Source organism: Pseudomonas sp. Ps21-P2, from assembly GCF_039672565.1.
Lineage (GTDB): Bacteria > Pseudomonadota > Gammaproteobacteria > Pseudomonadales > Pseudomonadaceae > Aquipseudomonas.
Genome location: NZ_JBDFPL010000006.1, coordinates 284,709 through 295,614 on the forward strand (window position 1 = coordinate 284,709; position 10,906 = coordinate 295,614).

A 10,906-nucleotide genomic window follows, 5' to 3' on the forward strand; every position below is an offset into this window, starting at 1 on the left:
CTCCGAGGAACTATAGGCCACCAAATTATCATCAATAAAATTGGATAAGTACGTTAGAGTTGTTGAATCTTTCGGTCCTGTTGGTTGGTAATAAGTGCTGGATTCCATCGATGAATTGCGTTTGTTTGTTGCCGTTTTTGAAGAGGGATCCATCCGTGCGGCTTCCGAACGGCTGGGGATGACAGCTGCGGGTGGAAGTAAGCGTCTTCTGGCCCTTGAAGACAGCGTGGGCCGGAGACTTTTTAACCGAACCACCCGTAAACTCAGCCCCACTTCTGACGGTGAGAAGCTTTATCAGCATGCCCTGAGCATCCTCGAAAGCGTCGAGAAGGCCGAGGGAGGATTTTTCCAGAAGACCGAGATTACCGGTCATCTGCGCATAACCGCTTCCGCGACATTTGCCCAAGGTTATTTATCGAGCGTCGTAAGCAGTTATCTCAAACGCTACCCTGGCGTCATCGTCGATCTTCATCCAACGGATCAACTGGTTGATCTGGCCGCCCATGGTACCGATCTTGCGATTCGGCACGGCGTGATGGCCGATTCGTCCCTGATCGCGCAAAGAGTTGCTGCCTCTCGACGTCTGATATGCGCCGCCCCCCAGTATTGGGAAAAACAGGGCATGCCTATCTCTCCAAAAGAACTGGCCATGCTGGACGGGCTGATCGTTGGTAAGGATTCCAGCTGGGCCATGTCCCGGGGAGGCATCAAAAAAACCTGCAAAATACGCAAACGGTTTTCATCCAGTCTTGGGGAAGTGGTTCGCCAGATGGTGATAGATGGACATGGAATAGCGCTGCTCATGGACTGGCATGTACGAGATGATCTTGATTCAGGCGCTCTGGTGGAGGCATTGTCCGACTGGGCCATTGAGCCGCCGGTGGGAATTTATGCGGTCTACCCTTCAAGAGAAAACATTGCTCCGACTGTCCTGAGCTTTGTTGCTCATCTCAAAGAGTGGGTCGCGGCCCACCCCGTTTGAAGAAAGCGACAGTGCCGCCACGATAAATCCTGCCGGATGGAGTAAGAAGACCAGATGGACCCTCGCCCTCACTGTTCTGATTACGCTCGTCGGTATATGCCTAGCACTCATCGCTAGCAAAAAAACACCCAACCTCAATGGCACCTCTTTCGCACAGGGCCATTGTCGCTCATTACACTGCAACGCCATTGTTTGACATGCGCAAACGTGGTTCCTCCCGTTGGACACACTGCTCTCGCCACGTCCTTGATCGGCGTATGGATCATCGAGATAGCGATGAATACACCCAGCCGAAATCGCGCAACCAAAGCTATCAAGAACATGCAATTGTCAGTGGCGCGCAGAGAAAACAACTTCGTTGTCATCGGCCCGTACAAAAACGGGAGGGACGCAGTGCGCGTCGTAAGAGACCTGAATGACAGTTATAGCATTAGAGGTTGGATTATGAAGGGTAATTGATTTCTGACACTGACAAATTTGGGGATCAGAGATACGCGCGTGCATCAGAACATACAGGAGTTTCCGAACGACCCAGTGCATCCTGATTATTTGAGCCCATACGCCGCCATTTTAATGCGGCGTTTTCGGCGAAGTTGATATTTTTATCGGCAGTCAGGGTGCTGTTTTAAAGCGGTAGGATTCGTTACCGGCTTGAAGATGTGGCAGTGGAGGATCAGTTTATTCAATGATGCACCTAAAACTTCAAGCCTCATGCAAATGAGGTGTTGAGTGGATATATGGTAATGATCCTTATCGCGCGATCGCGGCGCTCGCTCAGTCGAATTGCGTACCTTTTTGAATCAGCTCAACCTTATATCCATTGGGGTCCTCAATGAACGCGATGACCGTACGCCCATGTTTCATAACACCTGCTGGTCGCGGAACGCGATATCCCATGATCGCAGCACGGCTGCATAATGCGTCTGCATCTTCAACCTCGATAGCGACATGCCCGTAAGCATCACCAAGCTCATAGCTGTTTTGTCCCCAATTATGCGTCAGCTCCAGGGCGACCGCCTCGGTCTCCGGACCATAACCAAGGAAAGCCAGTGTGAACTCGCCCTCTGGGTAGTCTTTGCGTCTTAAGAGGCTCATGCCAAGCAGCCTCGTGTAGAAGTGAATGGATTTGTCCAGGTTCACTACACGCAACATGGTATGCAGTATGCGCATCTACTTCTCCGCGGCAGCGTCGGCCATTGCATAGCCAACATCTCTAAAAATACTTTCATCGTAAGCCCGATTTCAGCTCTGGTGCTCAGCCAATAGCCAGTCTGTTTAAGGCTGGATGCATTTGACGGGACAATGTTAAGCTGCAAAGCCAATCACTAAAAGTGATCAGAAGTGAGCCAGGCCATCACAAAAGGAGATTCTCTTGAAACTTTCGCAGCTGGGCTTTTTTTGCGCTGTCGTCGACCACGGCACGATAGCCGCAGCAGCCGCATCGCTGCATTGTGTACCGTCGAACATCACGGCCAGACTGCGAGAGCTCGAAATTCAACTCGGCGTCGTTTTGTTCAATCGCGAAAATAACCGATTGCTGGTCACTCCCGAGGGCAGGTTGGTATACCGAAAAGCCAAACAGCTCATTGACCTGGCAGCTGAAACGCGCTCGTTGTTCTCAAACGATTCCATGCAGGGAGTGCTTCGCGTCGGAGCGCTAGATGTAGCGCTGGCCAATCATCTACCGGAGCGCCTCGTACGTTATCGCCTTGAGGCGCCGGGGGTAGAACTTCACATTCGCCCGGAGCACTCGCTATTCCTTGAGCGACTTTTGATGGATGGCGAGCTTGATTTGATTCTTACTGACGGCCCGATCCAGCATCCTTTGCTGGATAGCCGACTAGCGTTTCGTGAGCGCTTGATCAGAGTAGTGCCCAAAGCTCTTTCCTCGCCCACTCCCCAAGATTTGTCGGGGCTCGAACTATATGTATTCGGTCGCACGTGTCACTACAGACAACAGGTCGATAACTGGTTGGAAAGCAGCGGTATCCAGCCTCGGGCTATTCTGGAAATCGAATCGTATCCGAGTATCTTCGCCTGTATCGCGCAAGGGATAGGTTTCGCCTGCATACCAGAGAGTTACGTGGATCGTTTTGCCAGTCAGGCGCACACGTTTCAGGCTGACCAGGTGCCCAGTCTGGATTCAAGCGATATCTATTTCGTCTGGAGAAAGAACCAGCAATCACCCCTGATCAGAAACTTCATCGAGGTCATCGACAGTCTGGGTGTTTAATTGCAACCACGTCTAAACGATTCGAACTCGTCAAACCCCGAGGGCGTCTCTTGGTGGGACGTGGTCGTAATCCCCAACGAAATAGGGCTGGGCCTTTTATTCCTCAGGCAATCTGCCGCGTTTTGTGAACAACCAATAGATGATCCCCAAGACCAGCGTTGCAAACCCCAATGCAGCGATAGTGGCGGCGGGCGTTGAAGCGGAATCAAGAATCACGAATTTGCGACTCAGGGCCAGGAGCGAGATAAGAATCACTGTTCGCAGCTGCACGATGCTGCCGTGCCTGAACGCCGGACGAATGATGGAGTGCTTGAACTCCAAGGCGATCAATACAGTGAAGATCGAACCGAACAGTAACTGGAAATCGCCGTGATCCAAGGGATCAATCGCGCCGCCTACCACCAGCGGCAGCACTCGTCTATAGAGCTGGAACAAAGCAATGACGATGACGCACGAGATCATCACGCCAAGCGCCAGCACGATGATCTGCTCGAATCGCTCATAGGCGTTCATCAGTGACCACTGGACACGAAGGCTTTTCAACGTCGATCTCGGAGGCAGTGGGGCTGAGGGGGCCGGATTCTTCATTAGGTTTTTGCTCCAGCACGTGTGGTTTCAGCTGTCGGCATGGCTCGCCTGTAGCCGCTGATCCAGCGCGCCAGATAGTTGAGTGAAGCAGAGTTTCGGGGGTACGGCCGAATCATTCCCAGTGCTCTCGATGCGCTACCCGCATCGGAGTCTGCCCGACCGCCTCGGCAACAGTGAACCCAGGCTGTTGACGTGAGCTGGTCTGGGTTCTAGTTGCTGATAATGGAGATCTTGTCGTTGCGCTCGATGATTGCGAGCGTGATCTGTTCAACCCGCTCAATCCCCTGCGCCAGTATCGCCGCCAGCGATCGCGGCTGATTCATCGACGCGTAGCAATCATCGTCACAACCCGCATGGCGATTCATTGCAAACCCGCCTACGCTTGTTGGATGACCCCACGCCTTTACTCAGTTGAGGCAAAGGCTGGGGCAATCAGATTCCCTTCTGACTGTCCGCTTGCCGCGATCTGGACCTGCCCGCGTGTATCACCAGCCACTGGCTCCTTAATACGTCCCGCCCGACCAACATTTACCGCACAACGGGTAAACGTTTTACGCACTCCCCCACCTGTCGTTCTCAAGCGACCGATGCCGCAGCACCTCTGGAAATGAGGCCGCTGTTCACGTTCTCCCATTGAGGAAAATCAGTATGTATCGGCCGAGCACCATTACTTATCAGCAGCATCGAGGGTTCAGCCGGACCTTCACTCAGGGTCATTTGAGCCTTGGATTGTTTTTCCCTTTGGAGGCTTTCGATGGGGACATGCCCAGCATGCTCAACCAGGTCGCTTTGGCCAAACGAGCGGAGGCGTTGGGTTTCTGCGCGCTCTGGTTTCGTGATGTGCCTCTTCGGGATCCCGGTTTCGGCGATGTTGGCCAACTGTTCGACCCTTGGGTTTATCTGGGCTACATGGCCGCGCATACGTCTGAGATTGCGCTTGGCACTGCGTCCATTGCCATACCGTTGCGCCATCCGCTGCATACCGCCAAGGCATCTGCCAGCGTCGATCAACTGAGCGCAGGTCGCTTGATTCTGGGGGTGGCTTCCGGCGATCGTCCGGTGGAGTTTTTAGCTTTCGGCGTCGATCCCGAAAGGCGTGGAGAGCTCTTTCGGGAGCACTACGAGGTTATTAGGAAAGCCCACAGCACCAGCTTCGAACCCATCCGCTGGAGCGGTGGTGAGATGCAGGGCGCTGACTTGATTCCCAAACCCACAACCCAATCCATTCCAATGCTGGTGACTGGAAACAGTCGCCAGTCGCTGGACTGGATCGCGCGCGAAAGCCTCGGATGGATCAACTATCCACGCATACCGAACATGCAGCGGCTGATCGTTGAAGACTGGCGACGTGAGGTCATGAAGCAATGTGGCGCCGTCTATAAGCCCTTCGCTCAGTCGCTTTATATCGACCTCGACGAGACTCCATCCACGCCGCCCACCCGCATTCATTTAGGGTTCAAACTGGGACGCTACCATCTGCGGTTTTTGCTGGAGTCGCTTGAGGAGATCGGGGTGGACCACGTTATCCTGAATCTCAAATACGGAAAGCGCCCTGCTGAGGATGTCATTGAGGAGCTGGGTACTCACATTGTTCCGGAATTCGCAGTACAGCCGCGTCCTGAAGTGGACTGATACACGCAACCATCGCCACGCCCGGCCGATGTGATCTACGGCTGGGTGACCATGAGTTGCTTTCACCCGAAAGCGAAGCCTGCCAGGCTGGCGCTGTTCCAGCGCCATGGATAGCACCACGGTAGCCGTCATGTTGGCGTTGACTTCGGTACTGATGACTCTGAGTTTGAGCGCTTCGCAATGGCACAAACGCAAATTCGCCGCCCTGTGCCATCAATGGAGGGATGCAGTGCGTCGCTGTGGCTGCTTTTATCGAAGCGCGACGCCATATACACAACGCCTTGACCGCCATCAGCGACAGCACGCCGGAGGTGATGAGCGTCCAGTTTCTGGCCATCACTTGCAGATCCAGCGTCATGTCGACGCCGAGAAAGAACAGCGCCAGCAGCAGGCCACGAAACGATTCTATGGCGGCCTCCAAATGGGGGCGGACACGTCAGGACCGGTAATGCAGAGAGGAAGATAAGTGGTCAGTCCCGAAAAAAGCTTCAGCATCAGGCACCTCCTGAGCCTGCATCAAGAACGCATCTTCGTCTGCCGGGCTCGTCCAGGCATCCGAGGATCCAGTGCTTCATTGCACGACGTCATCAACAGTCCTGCTACCCAATGACGGGAGCACGTTGAGCTAAGTCCCTGTCCCCGCGATAGACACGCGATCATCAGGCTGGTCGGGCGGACTCATGTTTGCCGAGGCGTTTGGCGCATCCAGCTTATTGAAGAGCACTTCGTTACGCGCTTTGTCGTAACCCAGCTCAACGCTGTCGCCGGCCTGTAGCTTGCCAGCGAGCATTTCCTTCGCAAGCCACGTTTCGACGGTCTGGCGAATCTGACGTTTCAACTCGCGCGCGCCAAACTCGGGCTGATAACCAACATCCGCCAGATGATCAATGAGGGTGTCAGCCACTTTCACCGTGATGTTCTGGGCAGCCGCAGTTCGAATGACCCGATCAAGCTGAATGCCTACAATCGATCTGATGTTGTCACGGGTAAGGGCATGGAACACGATGATGTCATCAATACGGTTCAGGAATTCGGGACGAAAATGCCCTTTCAAGACTCCCATTAATTCATCACGTAACGCTTTATCCGTAAGGCGTTCATCTTCCGGGCGCTCAAGATTCTCCATGATAACGGGTGAGCCCAGATTGCTGGTGGCGATGATGATCGTATTGCTGAAGTCGACAATACGTCCCTTGCCGTCCGTGAGACGACCATCGTCGAACACCTGCAGCAATACGTTGCTCACATCGGGATGCGCCTTCTCGATCTCGTCGAGCAGAATCACACTGTAGGGCTTGCGGCGGACACGCTCTGTCAACTGACCACCTTCTTCGTATCCCACATAACCGGGTGGCGCACCGATCAACCGGGCAACCGCATGACGCTCCATGTACTCCGACATATCGATGCGAATGATCGATTGATCGTCGCCAAACACCGTCTCTGCCAACGCTTTGGCCAATTCGGTTTTGCCCACGCCGGTTGGACCAAGAAAGAGAAACGTGGCAATAGGTCTGTTGGCCTGTCCAAGGCCGGCGCGGGACAAACGAACCGCATCGCTGACCGCAAGCACGGCGTCTTCCTGCCCGACCAGCCGATCACGCAAAGTGTCTTCCATGTTCAGCAGCTTCTGACGCTCTTCCTGGGTGAGTTCGGTTACCGGAATACCGGTCAGACGGGAGAGTACTTCGGCAATCGACTCAAGGGTCACCTCGAGGGTTTCGGAACCCGTCTTGCGCTCCCAGGCTTCTGTCTCCTCTCCCAACTGGGCTTGTTTTTGACCGATGCGCTCTTGGAAGCCTTTGGATTCATCAAAGCGTTTTCGCGACGATGAATAGTCCTGTTCGCGTTTGAGCTGGGTGATTTCTGCTTCCAGCTCCTGAATGCCAGCGGGCCTTGACGAGGCGCTGATGCGCACGCGGGCCGCAGCCTGGTCGATCAGGTCAATGGCCTTGTCCGGCAGAAAGCGCGAGGTAATGTAACGATCCGACAGCTCCGCCGCTGCCACGAATGCTTCTTCGGCGAACGTCACCTGATGGTGCGCCTCAAGCTTATCGCGCAGCCCACGCAGGATAATGATGGTCTGTTCTACAGTGGGCTCGGATATCAGGACGGGCTGAAAACGTCTTTCGAGCGCCGCATCCTTTTCGATGTGCTTTTGGTACTCATTGAGCGTCGTCGCACCGATCAGACTGAGCTCCCCGCGTGCCAGTGCGGGTTTCAATACGTTGGCAATGTCCAAGCCGCCCTCTTCACCTCCCTGCCCCGCGCCAACGATCGTATGCAGCTCATCGATGAACAGAATCAGCTCCGAGCTCTTTGCAGCCACTTCATCGAGCAGTTGCTTGGCGCGCTCCTCAAATTCACCACGGTATTTGGAGCCCGCGACCATTGAGTTCAGATTGACTTCAACTAGCCGTCTGCCACGCAGAATTTCCGGGACATCGCCCTTTACTATGCGCTGTGCAAGCCCCTCAACGATGGCTGTCTTGCCAACCCCGGGTTCGCCGATCAGGACCGGATTGTTCTTCCTCCGGCGGGCCAGCACCTCAATGGTGTTTTCGATTTCCAGCGCGCGGCCCAATACGGGATCCAGCTTGCCCTCACGAGCCAATGACGTCAGGTCGCGACCGAACTTGTCGAGTGTCGGTGTTCCCGTGGGGGTCTCGACTCTCCCGTCCTCAGCCCCCTTACCCACCACTTTGACCACCTTCTGCCGCAAAGCTTCAGGGGTCACGCCGTATTTTTTGAGCAGCGTTCCGGCAATGCTTTCGGGCACCGAGGAAAGCCCGATCAACAGATGCTCGGGGCCAACATACGAGTGCCCTAAATCACGAGATGCCTGGAACGCAAAATTGAACACTTTCTTCAGTCGAGGCGAGATGCTCATCTGATCCACCGGAGCCTGCGCCTCCGCTGCGCCCCTTTGAGCGTGTTGATCGATGTAGCCTTTGATGTCGTCCGCAGAAAGCTTCAATTCTTTGAGCAACGCTGTGCCTACGTCGGTATCGGCAAGCACATACAACAGATGCTCAGTATCGAGCTCGCTGCGGTTGAACTCATGGGCTTTATCTCCAGCGCGTTGCAGGATTTCCAGCGTCTGGGAGCTGAATGCATCAGTTGCATCGACAGATTCGCGAGGCACATGCGCAGAGAGCCTTAAGTCATCCCCCCCCTGTTCCGCCGCTCCGCCAATGCTGTCGAAAAAGCGGGACACGCCACCGCCCAGCAAAGAGTCGAAGGGGTTCAACATGCTTTGATGGCGTAAAAGTTGACGGTAATCGTGGTCGCAAACTGACATGGTTCTGGCCTGACCATTTTGCGACACGGTCACTCGCGCGACAGCGGGTCTGGCGTTACATATTTCACAGAGAGTAGCCATGATGAGTTGTCTCCAAAAATGGATAACACGGACTCATACAGATGGATCTACGTGCCCTCAACGATGCTCAGGAAACAGGGGCATGAGACCAGCAATACGCTGAGCTTGGTCGCCAAGACGATGAGGTGGGAGGGAATGGCAGCCTTGGGAAACGATGCCACCCGTTCAACATAGTCGCGATCTCATGAAAGCGCGCCACGGCTACTTGATTACCGACGAACGACGACCAGACATTTCGTGTAAATAAACAGCCTGTCGTTAGCTATCAACCCAGGCGCTAGCTAGCGATTGAGTCCACGCATCGAGGAAAGCTCAATCGCCTGACTCATCTCGGTGACCTCGGGAGGCCCGTCATAGCGAAGCCCGTCGATGTAGAACGCGGGCGTGCCGTTTACCCCGCTACGTACGCCGCCATTGAAATCGGATTGTATTTTGGGCAGATAGATATCGGTTTGCATGGCAACAACGAGTTCATCGCTGGAAAGGCCGTGTCTCAGTGCGATGGCGCCATACAGCGGCACGCCCAATCGATCCTGATTTTCATACAACTCGTCGTGGGCCTCCCAGAAGAATCCTCGACTCCCGGCATATTCAGCGGTGACAGCTGCACCCAGCGCATGCGGGTGAGCAGTGGTTAGTGGAAAGTTGCGGAAAACAAGCAACAGATCCTCGCCAAAATGCTGCTGCAGCTTCTTGACGACCCAGTACGCCAAACCGCAATAGGGGCATTCGTAGTCGCCATATTCCACCAGTGTGACCTTGGCATGCGCCCTTCCCTGGCGATGGTCGTTTGCAGTTACCGGGACTTTGAGAGTGGCCATGTGATCACCTACTGGTTTTTGGAGGGCGTGCTGTGTGGGGAATCCGCCAGAGCATCCAGCGCATCCAGAATGCCGTCCGCTCCAGGATTGATTGCCATCGGTGAAACGTAACTCCAGGCGACCACCCCCTCCTTGTCAATCACGAACAACGCCCGCTTACAAACTCCAAGGTGGGATTCGTACGCGCCATACTGTCGCGCCACCGCTCCTTTGGGCTCGAAATCGGCAAGCAGGCTGAAGTGAAAACCACGGTCTTTGACGAAGGCCTGATGACACCAAGCGCTGTCCACGGAAATACCCAGCAGCGTCGCGCCGTACTCTCTGAATGTGGGGAGCACCTGGTTGTACAAGGTCAGTTGGTCGCCACACACCGAGCTCCAGTCAGCGGGATAGAACGCCAATATTACGGGACTTCCCTTTAGCTCGTGCAGGGACAGCCGCTGATCGGGGGTCGCGTACAGGGAGAAATCGGGGGCGACAGTGCCGGCTGGAAGTGGTTCTTGAACCGGGCCGTCGGTCGTTTCTTTTGCATCATCCAATGCTGAAGTGTTCATTGCTTGAGCCCTGATAGATGGGGGTGGGTTCTGCTCAGCCGGATACAACTCGCCCGGCGGGATAACTCCATCCACCGTCAAGGGATTCAGAGTGGCGAAGAGGCCTCGATACAAGCCTGAGTGTCTTCGGCTGCGAGGGTTATGGTCCGCATCAACGAGCACGAGGCGATCCGCCGTGCTTTCTCGGAATGGGGTTGAGGCCAGGTTGGCAGCACAACGGCTGATTTGATCTGACGCACCAATGACTATAGTCGCTGTTGGCACCTCCCCCGCGAAAAGAGACCCGCGGTAACGTCCAGACTCAGCCGCGTCCCTGACGCGGCAAACGGCGGCAGGGACGGGTTGGAATGCCTCGTCGGGCTTGCCTAGCCGGGCAGCTTTGCCGCAAGGACGTCAACCTTCTCGATTGACGGCGGTTCGGCAAACAGCTCGGCAGCCTTTGCCATAAGCGCGGCGGCGACCTTGCCCGAAAGATGAGCCTGTCGGCCTGCTTCATCCGGGAAGGCGTCAAAGATGCCAAAGGTGGAAGGTCCCAAGCGGATGGCGAACCAGGCCGTGGTGGCTGGCTCCTCCGCCACGATTGCAAGACCACTCACTAAAAAGCTCTCAACCTCTTTCTCTTTCCCGGGTTTTGCTTCGAGACGAACGAACAACGCTACGTTGACCATGACGTGTGTCCTCTTGTTATGACCTGGTCATCATGCGCCATGCTTT

10 protein-coding genes and 1 pseudogene are annotated in these 10,906 nt (G+C 55.0%); 3 read left to right on the forward strand and 8 right to left on the reverse strand.

The genetic code is table 11. The features are described from left to right. Positions 1 to 94 precede the first annotated feature (94 nt). On the forward strand, positions 95 to 982 hold the full coding sequence (locus ABEH28_RS17255) for a LysR family transcriptional regulator (RefSeq protein WP_192172898.1): 888 nt from the start codon (positions 95 to 97) through the stop codon (positions 980 to 982). 774 nt (positions 983 to 1,756) lie between these two features. On the opposite strand, the gene gloA is transcribed toward ABEH28_RS17255, so the two are convergent. Beyond that, a complete protein-coding gene (gloA, locus tag ABEH28_RS17260) occupies positions 1,757 to 2,152 on the reverse strand; it encodes a lactoylglutathione lyase (protein ID WP_282371301.1) in 396 nt (131 codons plus the stop codon). A gap of 202 nt (positions 2,153 to 2,354) precedes the next feature. On the opposite strand from gloA, the gene ABEH28_RS17265 reads away from it, so the two are divergent. Continuing rightward, complete coding sequence (locus ABEH28_RS17265; RefSeq protein WP_192172900.1) at positions 2,355 to 3,215, forward strand: LysR family transcriptional regulator; 861 nt, start codon at positions 2,355 to 2,357, stop codon at positions 3,213 to 3,215. 96 nt (positions 3,216 to 3,311) lie between these two features. Here the strand turns inward: ABEH28_RS17265 and ABEH28_RS17270 are convergent, their stop codons facing one another. Further along, positions 3,312 to 3,803 (reverse strand): phosphate-starvation-inducible PsiE family protein, encoded by a 492-nt coding sequence (locus tag ABEH28_RS17270; RefSeq protein ID WP_197983862.1) that lies wholly within the window; start codon positions 3,801 to 3,803, stop codon positions 3,312 to 3,314. Between the two features lie 209 nt (positions 3,804 to 4,012). Next, positions 4,013 to 4,168, reverse strand: a complete 156-nt coding sequence (locus ABEH28_RS17275; protein ID WP_192172902.1) for a hypothetical protein — start codon at positions 4,166 to 4,168, stop codon at positions 4,013 to 4,015. 283 nt (positions 4,169 to 4,451) lie between these two features. On the opposite strand from ABEH28_RS17275, the gene ABEH28_RS17280 reads away from it, so the two are divergent. After that, positions 4,452 to 5,435 (forward strand): LLM class oxidoreductase, encoded by a 984-nt coding sequence (locus ABEH28_RS17280; protein WP_192172903.1) that lies wholly within the window; start codon positions 4,452 to 4,454, stop codon positions 5,433 to 5,435. 99 nt (positions 5,436 to 5,534) lie between these two features. Here the strand turns inward: ABEH28_RS17280 and ABEH28_RS17285 are convergent. The 5 genes and pseudogenes from ABEH28_RS17285 to ABEH28_RS17305 all read right to left on the reverse strand — a co-directional run. Next, positions 5,535 to 5,856, reverse strand: a pseudogene (locus ABEH28_RS17285) (cation:proton antiporter); the annotation flags it as partial. 204 nt (positions 5,857 to 6,060) lie between these two features. Continuing rightward, entirely contained in the window at positions 6,061 to 8,817 is a 2,757-nt protein-coding gene (locus ABEH28_RS17290; RefSeq protein ID WP_346630642.1) for an AAA family ATPase, read from the reverse strand. Between the two features lie 281 nt (positions 8,818 to 9,098). After that, positions 9,099 to 9,638, reverse strand: coding sequence for a DsbA family protein (locus ABEH28_RS17295; protein WP_065991699.1), 540 nt, complete (start codon positions 9,636 to 9,638; stop codon positions 9,099 to 9,101). An 8-nt stretch (positions 9,639 to 9,646) separates the two neighbouring features. Continuing rightward, positions 9,647 to 10,192, reverse strand: coding sequence for a redoxin domain-containing protein (locus tag ABEH28_RS17300; RefSeq protein ID WP_192172905.1), 546 nt, complete (start codon positions 10,190 to 10,192; stop codon positions 9,647 to 9,649). A gap of 365 nt (positions 10,193 to 10,557) precedes the next feature. After that, on the reverse strand, positions 10,558 to 10,860 hold the full coding sequence (locus tag ABEH28_RS17305) for a hypothetical protein (RefSeq protein ID WP_062383845.1): 303 nt from the start codon (positions 10,858 to 10,860) through the stop codon (positions 10,558 to 10,560). Positions 10,861 to 10,906 lie beyond the last annotated feature (46 nt).

What these genes read in the sequence shown, in the direction of transcription:
- gloA (WP_282371301.1), bottom strand. Translation starts at nt 2,152, where the DNA reads ATGCGCATACTGCATACCATGTTGCGTGTAGTGAACCTGGACAAATCC.
- ABEH28_RS17270 (WP_197983862.1), bottom strand. Translation starts at nt 3,803, where the DNA reads ATGAAGAATCCGGCCCCCTCAGCCCCACTGCCTCCGAGATCGACGTTG.
- ABEH28_RS17275 (WP_192172902.1), bottom strand. Translation starts at nt 4,168, where the DNA reads ATGAATCGCCATGCGGGTTGTGACGATGATTGCTACGCGTCGATGAAT.
- ABEH28_RS17280 (WP_192172903.1), top strand. Translation starts at nt 4,452, where the DNA reads ATGTATCGGCCGAGCACCATTACTTATCAGCAGCATCGAGGGTTCAGC.
- ABEH28_RS17290 (WP_346630642.1), bottom strand. Translation starts at nt 8,817, where the DNA reads ATGGCTACTCTCTGTGAAATATGTAACGCCAGACCCGCTGTCGCGCGA.
- ABEH28_RS17295 (WP_065991699.1), bottom strand. Translation starts at nt 9,638, where the DNA reads ATGGCCACTCTCAAAGTCCCGGTAACTGCAAACGACCATCGCCAGGGA.
- ABEH28_RS17300 (WP_192172905.1), bottom strand. Translation starts at nt 10,192, where the DNA reads ATGAACACTTCAGCATTGGATGATGCAAAAGAAACGACCGACGGCCCG.
- ABEH28_RS17305 (WP_062383845.1), bottom strand. Translation starts at nt 10,860, where the DNA reads ATGGTCAACGTAGCGTTGTTCGTTCGTCTCGAAGCAAAACCCGGGAAA.